Source organism: Methylobacterium sp. C25 (genome assembly GCF_021352225.1).
In the GTDB taxonomy this organism is placed as follows: domain Bacteria; phylum Pseudomonadota; class Alphaproteobacteria; order Rhizobiales; family Beijerinckiaceae; genus Methylobacterium.
On the sequence record NZ_JAAUVI010000001.1, the window covers coordinates 313,105 to 334,831 of the forward strand.

The 21,727-nt window shown below is 67.0% G+C and carries 25 protein-coding genes, 1 tRNA gene and 1 riboswitch; of the genes, 10 read left to right on the forward strand and 16 right to left on the reverse strand.

Annotation, left to right across the window (positions count from 1 at the left end):
- Positions 1–90 precede the first annotated feature (90 nt).
- The 3 genes from HCU64_RS01445 (at position 91) to HCU64_RS01455 (ending at position 3,018) form a co-directional block, all read left to right on the forward strand.
- Complete coding sequence (locus HCU64_RS01445; protein WP_233382015.1) at positions 91–1,050, forward strand: TIM44-like domain-containing protein; 960 nt, start codon at positions 91–93, stop codon at positions 1,048–1,050.
- Positions 1,051–1,332: 282 nt separating this feature from the next.
- Positions 1,333–2,043 (forward strand): iron-containing redox enzyme family protein, encoded by a 711-nt coding sequence (locus HCU64_RS01450; protein ID WP_233382016.1) that lies wholly within the window; start codon positions 1,333–1,335, stop codon positions 2,041–2,043.
- Between the two features lie 144 nt (positions 2,044–2,187).
- Positions 2,188–3,018, forward strand: coding sequence for a GNAT family N-acetyltransferase (locus HCU64_RS01455; RefSeq protein WP_233382017.1), 831 nt, complete (start codon positions 2,188–2,190; stop codon positions 3,016–3,018).
- A 32-nt stretch (positions 3,019–3,050) separates the two neighbouring features.
- Here HCU64_RS01455 and HCU64_RS01460 read toward each other — a convergent pair whose 3' ends face one another.
- From HCU64_RS01460 to xth, 5 genes are all read right to left on the reverse strand, one after another.
- Entirely contained in the window at positions 3,051–3,257 is a 207-nt protein-coding gene (locus tag HCU64_RS01460; protein ID WP_233382018.1) for a Trm112 family protein, read from the reverse strand.
- Positions 3,258–3,442: 185 nt separating this feature from the next.
- A complete protein-coding gene (locus tag HCU64_RS01465; RefSeq protein WP_233382019.1) occupies positions 3,443–4,111 on the reverse strand; it encodes an LON peptidase substrate-binding domain-containing protein in 669 nt (222 codons plus the stop codon).
- A 31-nt stretch (positions 4,112–4,142) separates the two neighbouring features.
- Positions 4,143–5,060: a thioredoxin family protein gene (locus tag HCU64_RS01470; protein ID WP_233382870.1), complete on the reverse strand. Its 918-nt coding sequence runs from the start codon at positions 5,058–5,060 to the stop codon at positions 4,143–4,145.
- Between the two features lie 107 nt (positions 5,061–5,167).
- A complete protein-coding gene (locus tag HCU64_RS01475; RefSeq protein WP_233382020.1) occupies positions 5,168–5,635 on the reverse strand; it encodes a hypothetical protein in 468 nt (155 codons plus the stop codon).
- Between the two features lie 62 nt (positions 5,636–5,697).
- Complete coding sequence (gene xth / locus HCU64_RS01480) at positions 5,698–6,495, reverse strand: exodeoxyribonuclease III (protein ID WP_233382871.1); 798 nt, start codon at positions 6,493–6,495, stop codon at positions 5,698–5,700.
- Positions 6,496–6,588: 93 nt separating this feature from the next.
- On the opposite strand from xth, the gene HCU64_RS01485 reads away from it, so the two are divergent.
- Positions 6,589–7,281, forward strand: coding sequence for a ceramidase domain-containing protein (locus HCU64_RS01485; protein ID WP_233382021.1), 693 nt, complete (start codon positions 6,589–6,591; stop codon positions 7,279–7,281).
- On the opposite strand, the gene HCU64_RS01490 is transcribed toward HCU64_RS01485, so the two are convergent.
- The 3 genes from HCU64_RS01490 to HCU64_RS01500 form a co-directional block, all read right to left on the reverse strand.
- Entirely contained in the window at positions 7,282–8,385 is a 1,104-nt protein-coding gene (locus HCU64_RS01490; RefSeq protein WP_233382022.1) for an acyltransferase family protein, read from the reverse strand.
- Positions 8,386–9,214: 829 nt separating this feature from the next.
- A complete protein-coding gene (locus HCU64_RS01495) occupies positions 9,215–9,580 on the reverse strand; it encodes a restriction endonuclease (RefSeq protein ID WP_442785912.1) in 366 nt (121 codons plus the stop codon).
- A 69-nt stretch (positions 9,581–9,649) separates the two neighbouring features.
- A complete protein-coding gene (locus tag HCU64_RS01500; RefSeq protein WP_233382024.1) occupies positions 9,650–10,486 on the reverse strand; it encodes an alpha/beta hydrolase in 837 nt (278 codons plus the stop codon).
- A gap of 131 nt (positions 10,487–10,617) precedes the next feature.
- Between HCU64_RS01500 and HCU64_RS01505 the strand changes: the two genes are divergently transcribed.
- The 3 genes from HCU64_RS01505 (at position 10,618) to HCU64_RS01515 (ending at position 14,050) form a co-directional block, all read left to right on the forward strand.
- Complete coding sequence (locus HCU64_RS01505) at positions 10,618–11,388, forward strand: site-2 protease family protein (protein WP_233382025.1); 771 nt, start codon at positions 10,618–10,620, stop codon at positions 11,386–11,388.
- A gap of 58 nt (positions 11,389–11,446) precedes the next feature.
- Positions 11,447–11,554, forward strand: a riboswitch (TPP riboswitch).
- Between the two features lie 76 nt (positions 11,555–11,630).
- Entirely contained in the window at positions 11,631–13,523 is a 1,893-nt protein-coding gene (gene thiC, locus HCU64_RS01510) for a phosphomethylpyrimidine synthase ThiC (protein ID WP_233382026.1), read from the forward strand.
- Positions 13,524–13,711: 188 nt separating this feature from the next.
- Positions 13,712–14,050 (forward strand): hypothetical protein, encoded by a 339-nt coding sequence (locus HCU64_RS01515; protein WP_233382027.1) that lies wholly within the window; start codon positions 13,712–13,714, stop codon positions 14,048–14,050.
- A gap of 36 nt (positions 14,051–14,086) precedes the next feature.
- On the opposite strand, the gene flaF is transcribed toward HCU64_RS01515, so the two are convergent.
- Positions 14,087–14,467, reverse strand: coding sequence for a flagellar biosynthesis regulator FlaF (flaF, locus tag HCU64_RS01520; protein WP_233382028.1), 381 nt, complete (start codon positions 14,465–14,467; stop codon positions 14,087–14,089).
- Between the two features lie 171 nt (positions 14,468–14,638).
- Here flaF and HCU64_RS01525 point away from each other — a divergent pair, with 171 nt between their 5' ends.
- Complete coding sequence (locus HCU64_RS01525; RefSeq protein WP_233382029.1) at positions 14,639–14,890, forward strand: hypothetical protein; 252 nt, start codon at positions 14,639–14,641, stop codon at positions 14,888–14,890.
- 251 nt (positions 14,891–15,141) lie between these two features.
- Here HCU64_RS01525 and HCU64_RS01530 read toward each other — a convergent pair whose 3' ends face one another.
- The 7 genes from HCU64_RS01530 to HCU64_RS01560 form a co-directional block, all read right to left on the reverse strand.
- The gene (locus HCU64_RS01530; RefSeq protein ID WP_233382030.1) at positions 15,142–15,456 is read right to left on the reverse strand and encodes a hypothetical protein; all 315 of its coding nucleotides are present in this window, start codon (positions 15,454–15,456) and stop codon (positions 15,142–15,144) included.
- A gap of 101 nt (positions 15,457–15,557) precedes the next feature.
- Entirely contained in the window at positions 15,558–16,097 is a 540-nt protein-coding gene (locus HCU64_RS01535) for a metallophosphoesterase family protein (protein WP_233382031.1), read from the reverse strand.
- A gap of 55 nt (positions 16,098–16,152) precedes the next feature.
- The gene (locus HCU64_RS01540; protein WP_233382032.1) at positions 16,153–17,208 is read right to left on the reverse strand and encodes an energy transducer TonB family protein; all 1,056 of its coding nucleotides are present in this window, start codon (positions 17,206–17,208) and stop codon (positions 16,153–16,155) included.
- Between the two features lie 4 nt (positions 17,209–17,212).
- A complete protein-coding gene (gene tolR, locus HCU64_RS01545) occupies positions 17,213–17,710 on the reverse strand; it encodes a protein TolR (protein WP_233382033.1) in 498 nt (165 codons plus the stop codon).
- A 148-nt stretch (positions 17,711–17,858) separates the two neighbouring features.
- The gene (locus HCU64_RS01550; protein WP_233382034.1) at positions 17,859–18,551 is read right to left on the reverse strand and encodes a MotA/TolQ/ExbB proton channel family protein; all 693 of its coding nucleotides are present in this window, start codon (positions 18,549–18,551) and stop codon (positions 17,859–17,861) included.
- An 84-nt stretch (positions 18,552–18,635) separates the two neighbouring features.
- Positions 18,636–19,100, reverse strand: coding sequence for a Tat pathway signal protein (locus HCU64_RS01555; RefSeq protein WP_233382035.1), 465 nt, complete (start codon positions 19,098–19,100; stop codon positions 18,636–18,638).
- Positions 19,101–19,726: 626 nt separating this feature from the next.
- A tRNA-Pro gene (locus HCU64_RS01560) sits at positions 19,727–19,803 on the reverse strand.
- Positions 19,804–19,966: 163 nt separating this feature from the next.
- Between HCU64_RS01560 and HCU64_RS01565 the strand changes: the two genes are divergently transcribed.
- Both HCU64_RS01565 and HCU64_RS01570 read left to right on the forward strand, forming a co-directional pair.
- A complete protein-coding gene (locus HCU64_RS01565) occupies positions 19,967–21,247 on the forward strand; it encodes a glycosyltransferase family 4 protein (RefSeq protein WP_233382036.1) in 1,281 nt (426 codons plus the stop codon).
- Between the two features lie 119 nt (positions 21,248–21,366).
- Complete coding sequence (locus HCU64_RS01570; RefSeq protein WP_233382037.1) at positions 21,367–21,690, forward strand: rhodanese-like domain-containing protein; 324 nt, start codon at positions 21,367–21,369, stop codon at positions 21,688–21,690.
- Positions 21,691–21,727 lie beyond the last annotated feature (37 nt).

A 21,727-nucleotide genomic window follows, 5' to 3' on the forward strand; every position in this document is an offset into this window, starting at 1 on the left:
GCCGGCACCAGCCGGGACTAAAACTCGATCCGGGACGTTCCCATATCGTAACGGGCAAATCCGCCCGTCTGGCTTTTGCAGAGGATGTCCATGGCAACCCCCAAGACCGGTCGCAGGCGTATGGCGACCATGCTCGCCCTCGCCGCAGCGTTGGCGGTCACCGCCGCGCCGGTCGTCGAGGCGCGCCCCGGCGGCGGCGGCGGAAGCTTTGGCTCACGCGGCTCGCGCACCTATAGCCCGCCGGCGGGCACTGCGACTTCTCCGGGCGCTACTGCGCCCATCCAGCGGTCGCAGACAGCGCCGAGCCCTGGCATGAGCAATCCCGGCATGCAGGCGAACGGCGGCCGACGCTTTGGCGGCGGGTTCTTCGCAGGCCTGCTCGGCGCGGGGCTTCTGGGCGCGCTCGTCGGCGGCGGCTTCTTCGGTGGCCTCGGCGGCATCGCTTCCTTCCTCGGCTTGCTCCTTCAGATCGGCCTGCTCGTCGGCCTCGCGATGCTGGTGGTGAGCTTCTTCCGCCGCCGCCAGGCGGGCGGACCGGCCATGGCAGCGAACACTCCCTACTCGCGCTCGAACCTCGACGGCGCGGGCCAGGGCGCCGGCCCGATGGGTGGCATGGGCCTCGGCGGCGGCAGCGCCGCTCCGCAGGGCCAGCCGGTCGCGATCCAGCCGGCCGATTACGAAGCCTTCGAGCGCACGCTCAACGAGGTGCAGACGGCTTATGGCCGCGAGGATCTCGGCACGCTGCGCCGCGTCGCCACGCCGGAGATGGTGGGCTACTTCGACGAGGAGCTGCGGGCCAACGCCCAGCGCGGCGTCGTCAACCGGATCTCCGACGTCAAGCTGCTGCAGGGCGACCTGTCCGAGGCCTGGCGCGAGGGACCGGTGGAATACGCCACCGTCGCGATGCGGTTCTCCCTGAAGGACGAGACCTTCGACCGTAGCACGCAGCGGGTGGTCGAGAATGGCCCGACCGAAGCCAAGGAGTTCTGGACCTTCGCCCGCGAGCGCGGTGGCGCTTGGCTACTCTCGGCAATCCAACAGGGCCGCTGAAACGTCCCTCGATCTAGAACCGAATCGTCAGAGGGCGCCGGATTTCTCCGGCGCCCTCTTTTTTGGCCACGGCGCCGAGTCGGCGCCACAGCCTGCTGGCGAATAATCAAACTTCAGGTGAAGAAGTATGCAATCCTTAATAGAAAGCATGCATTTCAGGTAGTTTTTTCTGGACGCCGCTTCACCTCAAGTTCTAGCCTTCGAGCATGCCGCTGCGCCCGCAGTGGCAAGGGAAGGCCCGGCCCGCGACGCCGTCATCGGGACCGAATCAGGAGAGTGTGAATGGCTGAAGCTGCTGTCGGACTGTCGCCTAACGGGGTCGTCGGGGATCTGCGCAACGAGTTGAGCCTGCTTGTCGCGAGCATCGATCAGGAGCCCACGATCATGGCCTTCAAGGATGGCTCAGCGGGCAGGGATCTGTACGTCTCGTTTCTGGTCCAGACGCGCCATTACGTGGCCTTGACGGCCCCCTGTCTCGAAGCGGCTGGCCGCCGGCTGAAGGCTCTCGGCGAACACCCGGAACTGGCCGACCTGTTCTTCCAGAAGGCCGAGGAGGAGAGCGGCCACGACATCCTGGTCGATGACGACCTGCGCAGCCTCGGTCTCGATCCGGAAAAGACCCTGGCCGCGAACCCGCCGGGCGAGTGGATCACCGCCTACAACAGCTGGATCACCGCAGCGACGAACGGACGCCATCCGGCAGCGTTCCTCGGCAGCGCCTACATCCTCGAAGGGCTCGCCGTGGAGCGCGCCGGCAAGGTGGCGAAGGCGCTGGTGGCGTCGAGCAGCATCCCGAAGATCGCCGAGGCCGTCACCTTCCTCGACCTGCATGCCGAGGCGGATGTCGGCCATGTCGATGACCTGGAGCGCGTCCTCGCCGGCCTCGACGACGCCACCGAGCGCGATGCCATCGTCATGACGGCGGCGGCGACGCGCGGCGCCTATCTCGGCATGCTCGACGAAGTAGCGAGGAGCCGCGCGACGGCTCACTGACGCGTCCACATGCCACCATCGTCAACCCGGGTTTCGCCGAAGGCGAAACCCGGATTCCACCCGAAATGCCAAGCCCGAGAAGCCCCGGAATGACGCCGGAGGATGTCCGAGAGGTCAGGGTTAAATGAACCGAGCCCCTTCGTGATGGCGACTAACACCACCGCATTCAGCAGCTACCGCGTCGCCAAGGCTAACACGGTGGCCGAGCTCGATATTGCCGCGCGGGTGCGCTGGCAGGTGTTTTCAGAGGCGATGCAGCTCGAGCCGGAGCTCCTGCCCGCGCTCCGTGAGATCAATGGCTTCGACGTCCTCGACACCACCGACAACTTCGTCTGCTACAAGGATGAGGAGGCAGTGGGTACCATCCGGCTGCTGCGCCCGAACCCGGCTGTGGCGCATGTGCAGCGCCTGCCCCTTGGGCTGCCGCTCGAACTGCAATGCCGCATCGAGGACATGCCAGCCCGCGCCCGAATCGCGGAACTTGGCCGAGCCGCAATTCTCATGGAGCATCGCGGCTCGCCGGCCATCGGCCGCCTCTACAAAGCGGCCTACGATGCCTCGCGACGCGACGGCATCAGCCATTGGATCGGCTTCAGCCTGACCGAGACCGACCTGCGCTCGGATACCGAGATCATCCTCTCGGTCCTGGCGCAGAAAGGCCGCACGGCGTCGCGGCCACGCCTGCGCTCGACGCTGCCTGAGTCAAACCACGTCCCGAGCCGACCGTTCTACACTGAGGAGCAGCGCCGGCTCGCGGCCGCTGGCCAGTTGGACGCACTGCCACTGCCGGCCATCGTTCGCTTCCTGCTCGGCATCGGGCTGAGTTTCGTCGGCGCGCCCATCTTCGAGCCGACCTTCAAGGAATACGTCCTGCCGATCATGCTGCCGCTCGACGATTTCGCGCGCTCGATCTTTGGCCGCAGGGCCATCGGGCGAGCCGCGGTCGCGGAGCGGGATCGGACGGCGGCGGCCTGATGCGCCGTCGCTGAGAGCTTCGTGTCCCGCGATCAATCGGTCAGCGCGCGCGCCTCTTCCGGCAGCATGATCGGGATGCCGTCGCGGATCGGATAGGCGAGCTTGGCCGAGCGGCTGATCAGCTCCTGGCGCGTGGCATCGTAGTCGAGCGACTGCTTGGTCAGCGGGCAGACCAGCAGCTCCAGGAGTTTGGGATCGACGCGGGTCGCCTCGACCGGCTGGGTTGTGTCTTCGGACATAGCTACGGCTCCTGTAACAGCGCGAGCGCTATAACGCGGGCGAAGTTCTCGCGCGCGGCAAATCGTGAGCGCGGCTCTGCCGTTATGGCAGGGCGACGGGGCGGTACCCGGAAGCCATTTCGGGCAACAGGGCGTCCATTCTCCCGACCCGCATTACGGGCGGTCTTGGGGACAACGCCCGGACTTCACTGCAAGGTCGGTTCGGAGCCGTCGCCACGCACGAGCTCCATCTCGGTGACCGCGATCAGCACCTCGGCGCGGGTTTTGAGGTCGGCGGCCTCCAGCATCGCCTGCTTCTCGCGCACGCCGAACGGGCTCATCATGCAGAGCGCGTTGACCAGCGCCTCGTTCGGCGCCTCCTCGATGCCGCCCCAGTCGACCTTGAGATCGTTGACCTCGACGAAATCGCGAAGCGCCTTGAGCACGCCGTCGCGGTCCACGGCCTCCTCGCCGGCACGCGGCTCGAAATCCGAAGAGAAGTCGTCGTAGGAGACCTGGCAGCGGCGATACGCCGTGGCGGCAGCCAATTCGCTTTCGATGCGGAAGCGGGCAACGCCGGTCAGCGAAATCAGCAGGCGTCCATCCCCCGTCTCGGCGTATTGCGTGATGCGGCCCGCACAGCCGACCTTGTAGAGCCGCGGTGCCATCGGCGGCCCACCACCCTCGGCGTCGGGCTGGATCATGCCGATGATCCGCTCGGAGCGGAGGGCGTCCTCGACCATGGAGAGATATCGCGGCTCGAAAATGTTGAGCGGCATCTGTCCGCGCGGCAGAAGCAGAGCGCCAGGCAGCGGAAAGACCGGGATAATGGCCGGGCAATCGCCCGGTCCCTTGTAGCCCGAATGCAGGCTCATCGGCCGGCCTCCCCGAGGCGCCGTGAATGGGTCATGAGAAGATCAGCGTCGAGAGTTGGCGGCGTCCGCGGATCGCAGCCGGATCCATCAGGCCCCAGGCCTCGAAGAACTGCAACAACTGCTTGCGCGCGGCCTCGTCGTTCCACGTACGGTCGCGCCGCGAGATGGCGACGAGTTGATCCACCGCCTCGTCACGCCTGCCATGGGCGTTGAGCGCGAGGGCAAGGTCGAACCGGGCCTGATGGTCATCGCCGTTCGCATCGACCTTGCTCTGCAACCCGGCCACATCGCCGAGGCTCTCGGCTTGTTCGGCGAGATCGAGCGCTGCGCGGACGCCGACGAGTGCCGGATCGGCAGCCTTGTCCGGCGGCACCATGTCGAGCACCCGCCGCGCATTCTCGGCCTGGCCGAGATCGAGCTGGCCCTTGGCGAGGCCGGCGAAGGCGCGGACGTTGTCCGGCTCCTCGCGGATGATGTGCGTGTAGATCTCGGAAGCTTGTGCGTGATCGCCTTCCCCAGCGAGCCGATCGGCCTCCTCCAGCAACTGGTCGATCTCCGAAGGGCCGATCAGGCGCATCACGAAGGCCTTCACCTCGGCCTCCGGCAGTGCGCCGCTGAACATGTCGACGGGCCGGCCGCGGTCGATCGCGATCACCGCGGGCACGCCCTGCAGGCCGAGCTGCTGACCGATCTGGCTGAACACGGCCGGATGCTCGTCCACGTTCAACCGGACGAGCTTCAGCTTACCACCCGCTCCCGTCACGACCTTTTCGAGGGTCGCCGAGAGCGTCTTGCTGGAGGGCGCGCGTGGCGACCAGAAATCGACGAGAACCGGCTGGTTCATCGACTCGGTGATCACGTCATCGCGGAAGCCGGCCGTCGTCGTGTCCTTGACCAGCCCGCCGGGACCGCCGGGAATGGCGCCGAGCGCGGGATCATCGGTGAGCATGGAGCCCTCGGGAGCAGTACGCATGATGTGAGGTTAGTCGCAGGGTTAGATGGGGTTCGATGGAGGTCTGACCAGATCAGCCGCTCGCAGCTTCGTGATGGCCGGGCTCAGGGCTTTGGAGCGTCCTTCGGCTTGGTCTCGGTGATGAAAATGCCTGCGTAGCTCTTGCCCTGCGAATTGGCCTCGCATGCGATCTGCGTCTTGCCCGGCTCCGGCGAAGAGAACTTGCAGGAGCCGACGCCGGGCGCAGGCGAGCGGACGATGCCCTCCTTGTTCGAGCGGCCGGGCGTGACGAGGTTGATCGGCTGAAGTTGCTCGGTGAGCTCGGTCGCCTCCTGCTGGGCGCCGCTGCCGGCAAAGCTCAGCGTCTGGCCATCCCAGGCGGAGAAGTCAAAGCTGGTGCGGGGGCCGGCGACCGTATTGGTCAGCTTTTCCTTGCAGTTCTGCGTGATGTCCTGGCCGGCGATGACGAGCTTCTCGCAGCGGCCTTCCATCGTCACGACAGTCTGTGCGCGCGCGCCGAAGGTGAGAGCCCCGAGGGCCGCCAGGGTGAACAGCGCGCGCAAGGTCGTCATGGCGTGGAAACCTGTTTGTTCGCAACGAAATGGTGTGAGTTCTGGGGTGCGATTGCCGCCTTTCAAGCGGCCGCCGCGAGTTCGACCGTCACCGGCACGTGATCCGAAGGCTTCTCGAGCCCGCGCAGATGCTTCTGGATCGAGGCCGAGACCAAACGATCGGCAGCCTGCGGCGAGAGCAGCAGATGGTCGATGCGGATGCCCGCATTCCGCTGCCAGCAGCCGGCTTGGTAGTCCCAGAAGGTGTAGAGCTTTTCGCGCGGGTCGCAGGCCCTGACCGCCTCGGTGAAGCCCTCGGCCAACAAGGCGCGGAAGGCGCGGCGGGTCGCAGGCAGGAAGAGCGCATCCTGGACCCAGTCCTGGGGGTTGGCAGCGTCCTCCGGCATGGGGATGACGTTGTAATCGCCAGCGAGCACCAGCGCCTCCTCGGTCTCCATCAGCCGGCGCGCATGCAGGCGCATCCGCTCCATGAAGGCGAGCTTGTACTCGTATTTCGGGCCGGGCGCCGGGTTACCGTTGGGCAGGTAGATCGTGGCGACGCGCACCGGCACCTCGCCTTCACCCACCACCAGGGCTTCGAGGTAGCGCGCCTGCTCGTCGTCCGGGTCGCCAGGCAGCCCGCGAAGCACCTGGGTCATCTCCAGGGGGCGACGGACCAGCAGCGCCACGCCGTTATAGGCCTTCTGACCCAGCGTCTCGACAGAATAGCCGGCGGCCTCGATCTCCTCGCGCGGGAAGGCCGGGTCCTGGCACTTCAGCTCCTGCAGGCAGACGACGTCCGGCTTGGCCTCGTCGAGGAAGGTGACGAGGTGGCCGATCCGCTGCTTGATCGAGTTGACGTTCCAGGTGGTGATCCGCATCGGGTGCCGCGTGCTCGCCGCCAGTGATCGGGCTGCCGTCATCGGGCCTTCGCGCCGCTCTGGCAAGGCGCGAGCGACGAAGGGCTTTGGACGATGGATGCTTCCTGGTTCGCGCCGGTGATGGCCTATTGCGAGCGCCTCGACGGCTCGTTCTGGGCCGAGCCACTGAACGCGGTCTCGAACGGCGCCTTCCTGGCCGCGGCCAGCGTCGCGGTGTTGCACGAACGGCGTGGCGACCGGCGCGATCCGGCTGCCCTGGTGCTCGCCGGGCTGGTGGCCGTGGTCGGGATCGGCTCGTTCCTGTTCCACACCCTCGCGAACCGCTGGTCGATGCTGGCGGACGTCATCCCGATCGGCCTGTTCATCTACGCCTACCTGCTGCTCGCGCTGCGCCGTTTCCTCGACGTGTCGTCCCTCATGGCGATCGTGGTCACGGTTGCCTTCGCGGCCTTCAACCTCAGCTTCAGCGCCCTGGCGGATAGGGTGCTGGGCCAATCGAGCGCCGCGCTCAGCAACGGATCGATCGACTACGTGCCGGCTGTGCTGGCGCTGGTGATCGTCGGGGGAGCGAGCGCGGTTTCCGGTGGTCCGGCGCGGCGCAAGGCAGGCCTGTCGCTTCTCGGCGTCGCCGTGCTCTTCCTGCTCTCGCTGGCCTGCCGGACGATCGACCACACGGTCTGCCGGGAGTTCGCCAGCGGGACGCACTTCCTTTGGCACCTGCTCAACGCGGCGGTGCTCTACCTGCTGATCGCCACCGCGCTCCGCTTCCGCGAGACCGAGGCTTGATCAGGCCGCTTGCAGGTGAAGCGCCTTCTTGGGGGCGCCGGCGATGTGGAAGGCTGCGGGGCGGTGGAACAGGAAGGATAGCCGAGTCCCGCTGATCAGCCTCGCGAACACCAGCGGCGTCACCACGGCCACCGCCGTCACGATCAGGCTGGCGAGGCCGATATCGAGATCGGCCCGCACCATCGCGGCGCGTGTTACGGCCATCGGCAGGAAGAAGGCGAGATAGATTACGATCGAGCGCTCACCGCAGGCGCGCAAGGCCCGCGTCACGGGGCCGCCGGCCTCGGTCAGCAGCGCAGCCACGGTCACGATCGCCATGGCGCCGAGGCTGCCGATGACGAGGCTGACGACGGGCAGGCTCGCCAATGTCGGATAATGCTCGAACCCCGTCGCGGTGAAGGCGAGCGCAGCGTTCAACACCGCCCAGAGCGCGAGCCCGGCCAAAGCCGGCCCGACACGGCTCCTCACCCACTGTGCGATGTCGAAGATGCGCTCGGCGAAGACGAAGCCGATCAGGAAGTAGACGTAGCGGCCGCAGAACTCCTCCAGCAGGTACGGCACGCCATGCAGCGGCAGGGTCTGAAGCACGGCCGCGCCGGCGATGAGCGCCAGCGGACGCACGCGCCGGTGCAGCAGCTTGGTGACCACCGAAAACACGGCGAGCAGGTAGATGAACCATAGGGTCGAGTAGGGCTCGACCAGCGCCCAGGCCAGGTGCAGGCCAAAGGCAGACAGTGCCCCAGCCGGGCCGTCGGTGCCCTCGATGATCGGGCCGGCCTTCACCACCGACTGGATCAGCACCCAGAGCATGTAGAAATACGCGAAATGCACGACGCGGCGGTCGGCGAAGAGACGCCAGTCACGGCCGATCACGCGGCCGATGAACAGACCCGAGAGCAGGAAGAAATCCGGGATTCGGAACGGCTTCGCGAAGGCCACGACGTGGTGCATGAAGCCCTCGCCGCCCATCGCCTCGCCCGTGCCGAGGGTGGAGTGCATCATCACCACGAGGACGATGCACAGGCCCTTGGCGACATCGACCCAGGCGCAACGGACAGCGTCGGAGGTCGCGAGGGTGCGGGGGGCGTTTAGCGATGCGCTCATGTCGATCGGGTCTGTTGGACAGGCCCATCGTGCGGCAGGATCGTTAAGGAGGCAGCCGGGCGGGGGCGCTCACCGCGAATGCGGAAAACACCGGGTTAAGAGCGATCGACGATCAGACAAATTCGTCTTTTGATTGAGACGTTTACGCGCGATCGACATGCAGTCACGTCGTCGACGTGGTTTGCTGGATGACGGCGAGACAATGCGATGATGCGGCGTCTCGGGCATAAGGCCGCCTCCCCGCGCGATAAAATCCGCCGGGGGCATGGCCCAAGATTGCACCCCGACCGATGGGGTGACGCGGGACGCCGTGGAACCTCACGGCGCACAGTGATCACAGACATATCCGGTTCCCCGGCGTCCCGCGGTTCCGCGCTGTTGTGAGGGGCGCGGGCCGGTTTTGCGTCACGATGCTCTCCAGAGCATTCGACCTGTCGCTCAACACGCCCCGGTGCGTGGCCTCTTGTGAAGCCCCATCCCGAGGAAGTTGCGTGGCACCTCCTTCCGTGCACGGCGCCTCCTAGTGGACGCCGCCGACAGCATCTCGGTGTCGCCGAGCCAGGGTCGGCCAATGCCCGGCGCATTTCCTCGCCGAACCCCGCCCTGGCAGGACGACCTTGCGTCGAAGCTCCGCCCGGGGCGGCAGCGGTTGAGGCCGCCGACGCGGGCATCGCCCGATCTCTCAAAGCACCGCCCTCAACCCTGCGGCGCTCCCCCGATGGTCCAGGAGACCAGTCGAGGCACACAATCATAAAATAGGATTTTTGTCAATATATGGGGACCATCGCCCGCGGCATCGCGGGCGCGGCGAAACACTGATGCGCTCAGATCAATGCTCGCGTTTCGCCGCACGCCGCCCACGCGTCATGCGTGTCGGGGCGTGAAAATCGTCGGGCTTGGTGCGGACCCAGGCCAGAAATCGCGCAATCTCGGGATCTTCGCGAAGCGCCGCCACGTCGGCGAGGCGGCGGGCGATCTCGGCCTCGCTATAGCGGGCGTGGATTGCCGAATGACAGATCTGGTGCAGCCGAACGGTCTCGCCGCGGGCGCCGCCCTTCAGCTTGGGCAGGAGGTGATGCAAGCTCTGGCGCGCCCGGCGCGGGATCGGCCGCTCGCAGAGCGGGCAGATCACCGGCGCGGCGACGTCCTGTTGCGCCCCGTCCTCGCTCCATCGCAGCGCGCGCCGTCCGACCAAGAGCCGCTCCATCCTGCTGCAGGCCACAGGCGAGATGGATCCGCGCATGGCCGCCGTCGAGAGTGCGGATCAGCGCGCCATGGCCCGGGCGGCCCCACAGGAACCCGGAATCTTCGCGCGGAACGACGCTTCCACCTCTCGGTCGCGCAGGCCGAGGATGGAGACGTGGTCGCCCGGGATCACTTCGATCTTCGCGCGCGCTCCCGCGGCGGCGGCGAGATCCCGGCCGAGTTCTGCCGGCACGATCGTATCGGCGGCGCCGTGCACGATGAGCACGGGGTCGCGCCCATGCGCGATCCGGCGATCAGAGCGATAGGTGTCGAGCAGGACCAGCCCCACCGGCGCATAGGGCACGTGCAGCGAGGCGGCATGGGTCATCGAGTCGAACGGCGCCTCGAGATAGAGCCCGAGATGCGGCTGATGCTCGCCGACGGCCACGGCGACGGCCGCGCCGAGCGAATGTCCGTGCAGCAGGATCGGCGAGCCCGGCGCCCTCTCGCCTACGAAGCGATACGCCGCCAAGCCGTCCTCGATCAGGCCGGTCTCGGTTGGCGACCCCGTCGAGCCGGTATAGCCGCGATAGGCAATGGCGAGCATGCCCCAGCCCGCTTCCGTCCAGGGCGCATCGGCGAAGCGCGCGGCATGCGATTCCGGCACCGAGCCGTTACCGTGGAAGGTGAGCACCACGCCGCAGCCCGGCTTCGGCGGTGCCCACAACCCGTGCAGGCGCTCGCCATCCGAGGTCGTCACCGTGACCGCCTCGGTGCCGGACGGCGCGGCCATGGCCTGGGGAACCGGCTGGAACGCGCCTGGATAGATCATCCGGCGCTGGTAGGCGGCGAGAACGCCGACCGCGGCGGCGTAGAGACTCAGGATGCCGAGGACGCCGTATCCGATGATGCGCATGGTCCTGTCGGGCTCGAGAACGCGGGGTGCTTACACCGCCTCGTGATCTCGCGGAAACCTTGACCTCTTCCCAAGACGGTCCCCGATCGGGCAAACCCCGGGCCAAAGCTCGGGCGTCGACTCAGGTGACCATGGTGCAGGTACCAGGAACCAGCAGACTGAGCGGGGCGGTCGCCCCGAGTTTCAACTTCCTGATGATCGTGCTGACCTTCGCGCTGGCGGGGCTGGCGATCCAGTTCGGCATCGGCGGTCAGAAGGGGCTCGCCTTCGTTTTCGTGCTCGCCGGCTGGGTGCTCTCGCTCTGCCTGCACGAGTTCGGCCATGCCTACATCGCCTGGAAGGGCGGCGACCACGAGATCGCGCAGACCGGATATCTCACCCTCGATCCGCGTCGCTACGTCGATCCGATCACCTCGATCGCCATGCCGGTCCTGTTCACCGTGCTTGGCGGCATCGGGTTTCCGGGCGGCGCCGTCTTCGTGAACCGGCAGTTGCTTCGCTCGCCGGTCTGGCAGAGCGCGGTCTCGGCGGCAGGCCCGGCGATGAACCTGCTCTTCCTGCTCTTCCTGCTTCTGCTCTACCAGTTCGCGGGCGAGGACGCCGACGCGATCCGCGCCGTCATCGCGGTCTCGGCGCTGTATCAGGGGACCGCGATCGTTCTGAACCTGCTGCCGATTCCCGGCCTCGACGGCTACGGCATCATTCGTCCGTGGATCCCCGAAGGCATGCGCGCGTCGGGCGATCACATCGCCCGGTACTCAGGCTTGGTCATCACCGGCTTGTTTCTGCTCTCGGGCGCCTTCGCCCGCTCGGTGTTCCGGGCCGGCCTCTGGATCACCGTGCATCTCGGCTTCTCACCGCAGGACGTGGTGGTGGGCTACCGTCTCATGCGGCTCTGGTAGGAATGCCTGCGCCGTTTCGAAGGCGCATTGACAAAGTCCTCCCAGACTCCGACTCTGGAACCGTTCCGAGGGGGGCCCCAAGACGGGGGCTGAGATTGGGCGCGTCGCCCTGACCCTTGAACCTGATCCGGCTCGTACCGGCGTAGGGACGGGAACTGATGGGCGGACGCGGAGAGCGCGTGGCCCCTCTTGCCGGATCGCCGCCGTAAATCGGGTCGCCTCCAACGCCAGGAGCGACAAGAATGAACGCACCCGTCCGTCCCAAGGACCTTCCGAACGGAACCCCCGCCAGCGTCACCACCGGCCCGATCCAGGGGTCGCGCAAGGTCTATTCCGCCGTCCCCGGACGCGACGACATCAAGGTGCCGTTCCGCGAGATCGTGCTGACCGATCCCAACGAGCCGTCCGTCCGGGTCTACGATCCGTCCGGCCCCTACACCGAGACCGACGCCCGCATCGACCTCGAGAAGGGCCTGCCGCTGGTGCGCGAGCCGTGGATCGCGAAGCGCGCCTACGCCACGGTCAAGCCGCGCGAGGTCAAGCCCGAGGACAACGGCTTCGCTGCCGCCGACAAGCTCGTTGCCCCCTGCCCTGCCGAGCGCGTCATTCGCCGCGCCGATGCGGGCCAGATGGTCACCCAGTACGAGTTCGCCCGCGCCGGGATCATCACCGAGGAAATGATCTACGTCGCCCACCGCGAGAATGCCTGCCGCGAGCAGATGCTGGAGCGCGCCCACGAGGCGCTCGCCGACGGCGAGAGCTTCGGCGCCTCGGTCCCGCCCTTCATCACGCCGGAATTCGTGCGCGAGGAAGTGGCCCGCGGGCGCGCCATCATCCCGGCCAACATCAACCACACCGAGCTCGAGCCGATGGCGATCGGCCGGAATTTCCTGGTCAAGATCAACGCCAATATCGGCAATTCGGCCGTCACGTCGTCGGCCGCCGACGAGGTGGAAAAACTCGTCTGGTCGATCCGCTGGGGCGGCGACACGGTGATGGACCTCTCCACCGGCCGCAACATCCACAACATCCGCTCGTGGATCGTGCGCAACTCGCCGGTCCCGATCGGCACGGTGCCGATCTACCAGGCCCTGGAGAAGGTCGGCGGCGATCCGCTGAAGCTCGACTGGGAGGTCTTCAAGGACACCCTGATCGAGCAGGCCGAGCAGGGCATCGACTACTTCACGATCCACGCCGGTGTGCGCCTCGCCTACGTGCCGCTCACCGCGCGCCGCACCACGGGAATCGTCTCGCGCGGCGGCTCGATCATGGCGCGCTGGTGCCTCGCCGGGCACCGCGAATCGTTCCTCTACGAGCGGTTCGACGAGATCTGCGACATCATGCGGGCCTACGACGTCTCGTTCTCCCTCGGCGACGGCCTGCGCCCCGGCTCGATCGCCGATGCCAACGACGCCGCGCAGTTCGGCGAGTTGGAGACGCTGGGTGAGCTCACCAAGATCGCCTGGGACAAGGGCTGCCAGGTGATGATCGAGGGCCCCGGCCACGTGCCGATGCACAAGATCAAGGTGAACATGGAGAAGCAGCTTCGCGAATGCGGCGAGGCCCCCTTCTACACCCTCGGCCCGCTGACGACGGACATCGCGCCGGGCTACGACCACATCACCTCCGGCATCGGCGCCGCCATGATCGGCTGGTTCGGCACGGCGATGCTCTGCTACGTCACGCCGAAGGAGCATCTCGGCCTGCCGAACCGCGACGACGTGAAGACCGGCGTCATCACCTACAAGATCGCCGCCCACGCCGCCGACCTCGCCAAGGGCCACCCGGCCGCGCAGCTGCGCGACGACGCCCTCTCGAAGGCCCGCTTCGACTTCCGCTGGGAGGACCAGTTCAACCTCTCGCTGGATCCGGACACGGCCCGCTCCTACCACGACGAGACCCTGCCGAAGGACGCCCACAAGGTCGCCCATTTCTGCTCGATGTGCGGCCCGAAATTCTGCTCGATGAAGATCACGCAGGATCTGCGCGCCGACGTGCTCGCCATGGAGGAGGCCGGCATCGAGATCGGCGAGGCCAAGCCGATGTCGGAGGCCGAGCGCAAGGCCGGCATGGCCGCGAAGTCCCAGGAGTTCCTGGAAGAAGGCGGCAAACTCTACGTCGACGCTGCCGAGTAGAACAGCCAAGCGTGTCGGCGTGCTCGGGAGGGCACGCCGGCCGCATTTGCCGACAAAAGTTCGAACGATCTTAACGCCGCATCAACACTACTCGAGGTTGGCGGGGGACAATTGAGTTGCGTTAAGTCTCCGGAGACCCCGCGCGCGGAATCCATAGGCGTTGCTCACTCGCACAATGGGAGCATGCCATGGAGCCGATTCGTTCAGTTCAGTTTTCACCGCCAGTCCCCGCCATCGATCCGCCTGCGCGCCCCAGCGGCGTCGGAGATCGCAATGACGGTGACCGCACTCTCGATCCCGCCGTCTCGCTCGACCTAAGCCCGGAAGCCGCCAGCCGGCGCAGTGCCGAGGACGAGAGCCGCGGCTACGTCCGCGACAAGGACTCTGACTCGGTCGTCTTCCGCATCACCGACAAGGTGAGTGGCGACATCATCGTTCAGATCCCGAACGAGGTCGTGATCAAGGCGCGAGTCTACGGCCGCGAGCAGAACCCTCCGGTGGGTGAACGCATCGAGAAGCACGCCTGATCGGCGTGCACCTCATCGCTCCTGCGGGAGCTGAATTCAGGCTGCGGAAGGAGTCGGGCTGCCCTGCAGGCCGGCTGCGAGATGGTTGTTGAGTGAGACGAGCGCCTCGAGCTTGTGAGCGGCCGGCTCGATCATCGCGTCGATGATGGTGCGGAACACGAACACCGCGATGTTGGTGACGTTCTGGCGAATATCGTCGGGCAGCGGGTTGGCCGGGTCGGCGACTGCGCCGGCCAGGATCGTCCAGACCCTTTGATTGAACATCAGCGCTTCATTCAGAGCAGCGGAGCCCATGACCTCACCCGTGGTGAAGGCCTGGAGGCGTCCGGCGGCTTTGAGGAGAACGGCGGCTTCGGCTTCTCGAGGCGTCAGGGCGCTGCGAGCAACCCTTGCGTATGCGTTGGCCCCTTGCATCATCGCCCTGGCATCTCCTCGCTCGGACGGTAGACCCTTCCGGCATGCGAGTTCTGGCACGGGGAATATTAAAAATTGGATTCAGCATCCGGGCTTGCCGCAATGGCGCCCGGATGAGCGGCGAGAAATAAAACTCTACCTCGTGCGGCGCGACTGAGCCGGGACCCGGCCTGGATGATGAACTTTCTACTTGGTCTGGTTGCCGGCGGCCTGATCGCTTGCATCGCGACCATTTCCGCAGCGCGCCACCCGGACATCCAGGCCCGCCTCGGGCTCATCCCATCGGCCCAAGCCGCCTTGATCGAGCCACCGGTCCGGAAAGAGATCGCCTGCGCCCCTCCGGCCACACCGCAACCCTCGCAGGCCACCGCGGCGCAAGCCGACGCGCTCTTCTCGCGTCGCCGCTTCTGGTACGTCGCGCCCTGACGGAGCGGGTTCAGAAGCTGCGAACGAGGAGCATCAGCATCGTCGTCGCGACCGTGGTGCTGAGAAAGCCGCACAGGGCTGCAGCGAAGGACGGGCCGGTCGGGATCGTATCGGAAGCGCTGGTCATGGCCGTGCTCTTGAAATCGGTGCGTTGAGCGAATCGACGTCGTCTCGAACTTGACCGTGCCGTGTTTCGGGCTGGTCGGGCGTGCGGCGGCACACCCGATCACGGCCTCATCGAACAGCCACGCTCAATCGCAGCGGTTTACGTGCTTGGCGAGCCGAAGGTTTCGCAGTTCGCTGCGAAGATCGATCGAGGCGATATCTGCGCCGCAATCCTCGAAAGCGCCCTGCGCATCGTGGTAACGGTCACCGATCTCGTCGAGCGTGTCGCAGACACGGTCGTGACGCCCGAGGCGAGCCTCCTGGCGGGCCTGGTAGCGAAGCGCGCTCGCCTCCTCGACCTTGCGACGACCCTCGATACAGGAAGGGGCCGCGGAGGCAGAAGCGACGAACGGCGCGAGGAGGCTCACGGCGAGGCCGGCGGAAAGGATGGTGCGACGCATGGCAGGTTACTCGATGCGGTGACTGCGGGACCGGCCAATCGCCATCAATCACGGCGTGGCCGATATGAGCGGTTCCGAACCGATGAACGGTCAAGCTGCCGTTAGGTTCCGCTTTTTTCGAGCCGAGACTTGGCCGGAGACCGGCGTCTTCTGGAGGCCAGGATCGCGCTGAGCGTCACCGGTGCGAGGCCCTGCGCGTCAACTCCGACATCGTATTGCCGCGGCAACGGCGACAACTTGCCATGCGAATGTCCGTGGAGATTGATGACGCCCCGACCCATCCGGTTCCAGGTCCGGAAGGCGTAGTGGCAGAGCACCAGGCGGCGCCCCTCGACCTCGATCTCCGCATAGTGGCCGACCGAGGCCCAGCCCGGCGCATCCAGTGTCTCCGGCCCGTCGTTGTTGCCTACGATCAGGTTCTTGGTGCCGGCGAGCGCGCCGAGCAGTTCCCGAATCCGGTCGCGTTTCGGCCCGAGCGCGAAATCACCGAGGTGCCAGACCTCGTCGTCGGTTCCGACGACGCGGTTCCAGGCCTCGATCAATGCGGCGTCATGCGCGGCTAGATCCGGGAAAGGCCGCCGGTCGATCCGCAGGATGCGCGGGTCGCCGAAATGGGTATCGCTGGTGAAGTAGACCGCCAAGCCACGCTCCTCGGAACCCCGAGAAAACGCAGCGAGGCTGATCCTTGCTCCGCGCTCAGCGACCCGGGCTGAAGCGCAGCGGCACGGTGAAGGACAGGCTCGATCCGGTGAAGCCTGCGGGCGCCGGCGGCAATCCACCGCGCACGGCGGCGACCGCTGCGCTGTCGATGGCACCGATGCCGCTGCTTCCGGCAAGCCCGGCCCCGCTGACGGCGCCCGAACGGCTGACCGTGAAGCGGACCGACGCCACGCCGCCCGAAGTCCCGGCGGCCGCGTTGCGGTTCATGCGGCTGCGGATCGTGGCGGAGATCGATGCCTTCCAAGCGGCAAGTGCGTTGGGATCATTCCCCGCGGCACCCGACCGGCCGCCGTTGGAGCGCGCGGCAGAAGCCGCAGCGTTCTGCCGCCCTTGCGCGTCTCTGAAGGCCGCGGCACGGCGCGCCGCATCTTCCTTCGCCTTCGAGGCGGCAGCCGCAGCGCGGCGAACCTCGGCGGCCCGCTCCCTCGCAGCGTTGCGCTTGGCCTCCTGGATCTCCTCCTGGCGTTCCTCGATCGCCTCGCGGCGCCTCGCCTCGGCGGCGGCCTTGCGCTTGGCTTCGAGCTGAGCGGCCTTACGCTTCGCCTCCTGCTCGGCGGCGACCTTGGCAGGATCGGGCTCGACCTCCTTCGGCGGCTCCGGAGCCTGTGCGATCACGGCCGGCGGAGGCGGTGCAGTCTGCTCGGCTTCCGGAGCCGTCGAGGTAATGATCGACTCGACCGGCGGCGGCGGTGCGACGTCCGGCTCGACCTGCGCGGCCTCCTCGGGCTTCGCCTGAGTCGGGGTTTCGGCCACTTCAGGGGCCGTTGCCTCGGGAGGATCACCCACGGGCTTCGCCTCCTCGGGAGCCTCGATCTGGGCTGCCTGCTCTTCCGGCGCCTGGGCTTCCGCGGCCGTCATCTCGGGCGAGAGGTCGATGGTGATCTGCTGTTCGCCGGGCGGAGCCGCATGCGAGAGATTAAGGAACATCAGCCCGGCAAGCGCAGCGGCATGGACGACCAGCGCTACGACCAGGGCCGCAACGAATCCACTGTCACCGCGACCTGGATCGGATGTCGAAGCAAGCGTGGTCATCGGATCAGTTTGCCGTCCCGCTCGCCGGTGCAGGAGCGGCCGGAGCCGGAGCCGTATTGGCCGGGCCACCGGGCGATTGTGCGATCAGCGAGACCTTGGTGAAGCCCGCCTGACCGACGAGGCCCATGACTTCCATGATCTTGCCGTAGGGCACGTCGCGATCGCCGCGCACCAGCACGACCTGATCGGGGTTCTGCGCCTTCAACTCGCGCAGGCGCACCATCAGAGTGTCGTTGGTGAAGCCGTCCTTGGCGATGAAGGGATGGCCGTCCTTGTCGATCGAGACCTCGAGAGGCTTCTGCGACTGGGCCACCTTCGCGGCCGAAGTCTTCGGCAACTGCACGGGGACGCCTGTCGTCATCAGCGGGGCGGCGACCATGAAGATGATCAGCAGCACCAGCATCACGTCGACCATCGGCGTGACGTTGATCTCGGACATCGGGGTCGCGTCGAGGTCGTCCTCGTCGTCTCCGCCGCCTGCGCGGATCGAACCCATCGCCATGGTGTCTGCCCTCCTGGGCGGCGGCGCCGTCGAGGCTGCCGCGATCGATGTGGTTAGACGACCCCGATGCGCCGATGGACGGCTCGGAACGGTCGCCGGTGCTCGCTGGCCCGTGGCCGCGCGGAAAGATCGGCGCGGCCTGCCGGGGCTACTCGGCGGCGGCGCGGCTCGCGCTGCCGCGTTCGCGAGCCAGACGGTTGCCGAGGATGCCAATGCCGGACACGAAGGAGGATTGCAGGCGGCTGACGTCACCGCTGAGCTTGTTGTAGGCCATCACCGCCGGGATCGCGACGACGAGGCCGATGGCGGTGGCGAACAGCGCCTCCGCGATGCCCGGGGCCACGACGGCAAGGCTGGTATCCTGGCTCTTCGCGATGGACGAGAACGAGTTCATGATGCCCCAGACCGTGCCGAACAGGCCGATGAACGGCGCGGTCGAACCCGAGGTCGCCAGGAGCGGAAGGCCGGTCTGAAGGCGCTTCACCTCAAGGCTGAGGGCGGCGCGCATAGCGCGCTCGATGCGGTCGCGGCGCTCGGCGCGGCTCTCCGTCGAGTCCTGATCGCGCCAGGCTTCGAGGCCAGCCTGGACGATGTGACCAGCGATGCCCTTCTCGTTGGAATCCAGCGAGCCACCGGTCCGGACCTGCGCGTTGAACGCCTTCGCCTGGCTGCGCGCCTTCGCGAGCCGAACGATCTTCTCGAATACAACCGTCCAGCACGCGATCGAGGCGATGATCAGGACGACCATCACGCCCTTCACGATCGGATCGGCCTGCAGGAACAGGCCAAGGAACGAGAAGTCGGGCGTTGCAGCCTCGAGCGGCACGGCGGTCGGATCCATGTTCGGGCTCCTCAGGAGTAATCGGGTCGATGCAGGCCCCCCGAAGCCCGCATCATGGGTGCGGCCAGGGCCGCAGGAATCAGGCTAGCGCGCGAACTCTGTGCCGGTTTTGCTGCTCGTCTCGATCCGTTCGAGGCAGCTCTCGCGACTGGCCTCGCCGCCTTCGCAGGCGAGAACGTCGTTGAGCAACACGCGACCGATCTTCGGGCAGGCGATGCCGGGGAAATCGAACAGGCGCACCACGGTTTTGCGCTCCTGGACCGGGCCGAGCTCGACCGCGAGGCGCTTCTGGGCGACGCCCTCGGTGTCGAAGGCGAAGAGATCGACCTTCAGCGACTTCAAGGCCGAGCCCTTGGCGTTGTCCACGAGCAGATAGGTTCGGCAATTCTCGCCTGCGGGTTCGAGGCGGTTCAGCTCGAGCTTGAGCGCCGGCCCGGCAGATGCAGCCGGCTTGGCATCCTGGGCAACGGCGGCACCCACCAGCACGGAGCCGAGCAGGCAGCCTGTGAGGGCGATGCGCCCGACGCGACGAGAGAGCTGTCCGTTCATTGCCCCTTCGAACTCCTGCACCACGGTGACTGTCCTCCTGTCGGCGGCGGCCCTTGAGATAGGCCTGCCCCATCGAACCCGTCCCCGGCGCCCGTCAGAAGAGGGGCGGCGCATCGGAGCGGCGCTCCCGTGCCGGATCGGCCGGTATCCCTGTCCGGATCCGTTGCTGCCGGGACGTGCAGGTCGGGCGGACGGAACCGCTAGAGACCGCCATAACCGAGGACAACCCGCGTCGGAGCAAGAGATCGAATAAGTAAAGCCATCCGGCACCGTCGGGCGGCGTCGGATGGCTGTGCGCTGCAGTAACCGAGAAGCAGTGAGCCGATCAAGAGCTGCCGCGAAAGTCAGAGTAATTCCAAACTGTTATTCAGGCTTGGCTGAATTCGGCGAGAGCGGTTATGCCAAATTATCCCGTAACAATCTGCCATATGATCCCGACTCTCTTCGGCGTGTGGTCGCCGCCGAAAGCACTGGGACGAGGCAGAGAACAGGTCGTGATTCGATCCGTTTCGACGTCCCCTACCGCGCAACCGACTAAAGCGCGAAACGAAAAAGGCCGGGGCTTTCGCACCCGGCCTCTTATCGGAACGGAAAAGCCAGCCCGAGGCTGGCCTCATCGTTTTGGTTGGTCGGAGTAGCAGGACTTGAACCTGCGACCCCCTGTCCCCCAGACAGGTGCGCTACCGGGCTGCGCTATACTCCGTCACGTCCGTCCCGATACCCCCGAAGGGTGACGGCGCTCTTAGCTTCGCGCCGGGTCGGGCGCAACCCCGAATGGCGGCACACCGTGGTCGTCGCAAGGGCCGGATCGGGCTAAGGAGCGACCGTCGGCGTCGGCCGGCACCACCCCGCAACAGCGGAGCCTCATGTCCTCGCGTCCCATCGCCTTTGATCTCACCCGGCTGATCACGCGGCTGCGCCATGCCAGCCCGACGGGCATCGACCGGGTCGATCTCGCCTATGCGCGCCACGTCCTCGCCGGCGGGGGACCACGCTACGGAGTGGTGACCAGCGCAGTCGGCCCGCGGGTCATCGACCGGGAGCAGGCGAGCGCCATCGTCGAGGCCGTCGCGGCGGGCTGGGTCGAGGACGTGCGACCGGAAGACGATCCGGTCTATCTCCGCCTGATCGGCGCACATGGCGAAAAACGCGCTGGGGCCGGCAGCGCCCGCCGGAGTGCCCTGCGGCGCCGGCAGATCCAGGCGGGGACGAGCCTTCGGATCCTTCGGGGCAGCAGCATCGACGCCCTGCCGCCAGGCACGATCTATCTCCATAGCTCGCATCTGCGCCTCGACCTGCCGGGACGGTTCGACTGGCTTTACGAGCGCCAGGACATCAAGCCGGTCTTCTTCGTCCACGACCTCATCCCGATCTCGCATCCGGAATACGGACGCCCCGGAGAGGCTGCCCGGCACGAGCAGCGGATGAAGAGCATCGCCCGGCACGCTGCAGCGGTGATCGTGAATTCTGCCGATGTCGGCGCCCGCTTCGCCGCGTATCTCGCCGCCAAGGGCTTCGCGCCGCGGCCGATCACCGTGGCGCCGCTCGGCGTCGAGCCGATCTTTTCGGCACTCGACGGGGATGCCCCAGCCTTCGAGCGGCCGACCTTCCTGATCTGCGGCACGATCGAGTCCCGCAAGAACCATCTGCTGCTCCTGCAGGTCTGGCGCGATCTCGCGGCGCGGCACGGAGCAGCGACACCGCGCCTCGTCATCGTCGGCCGACGCGGCTGGGAGGTAGAGAACGTCATCGACCTGCTCGACCGCTGCCCCACGATCGCCCCGCACGTCACCGAGATCACCGGCCTCTCAACACCCGGCCTCGCCCGGCTCATGCGCGGCGCGACGGCGCTGCTGATGCCCTCCTTCATCGAGGGCTACGGGCTGCCAGTGGTCGAGGCGGCCGCGAGCGGCTTGCCGGTGGTCGCCTCGGACATCCCTGTGCATCGCGAGATCGGTGGACATTACGCCCAGTTCCTCGATCCCCTCGATGGGCCGGGCTGGCGACGGGCCATCGAAGATCTGAGCGCGCCCAATTCCGGTCTGCGGGAATCGCTGGCCGCGCGGCTCGACGGCTTCGCGCCGCCGAACTGGCCCGATCACCTCGTCAAGCTGGACACGGTGCTGGCGACGCTCAGCCAAACCTGAACGATAGCGCAGCTTGCCTCAAGCTGGGCTGACGAATATGAAAAAACGTCACCAGCCCGCGGCCGCCTTCGGCCGCCTGGGTCTTCCCCCTACGCTCCGACCGGCGAGGCTCGCACGCGATGACGATCGTCGATCTCGACCGCGAAACCGTTAAACAGGGCTTGGCCGATGGGTCGATCCTGTTGATCGACGTGCGCGAGGAGCACGAATTCGCAGCCGGGCGTATCCCCGGCGCCGTGTCCTATCCGCTTTCGGAATTTGATCCGGCAACGCTCAAGGCTCTGATCGAGGGCGACGAGCGCCGGCCGGTCTTCTCCTGCGCCTCCGGCGTCCGCTCCATTCATGCGATCAATGCGGCCCGGCAAGCCGGGATCGACGTCAGCGAACATTACAAGGGCGCGTTCAAGGACTGGTTCGCCTCCGGCGAGCCGGTCGAACGCTGAGCCGACCGCCAGGGTCGGGGACGGCGCTGGGGACGCG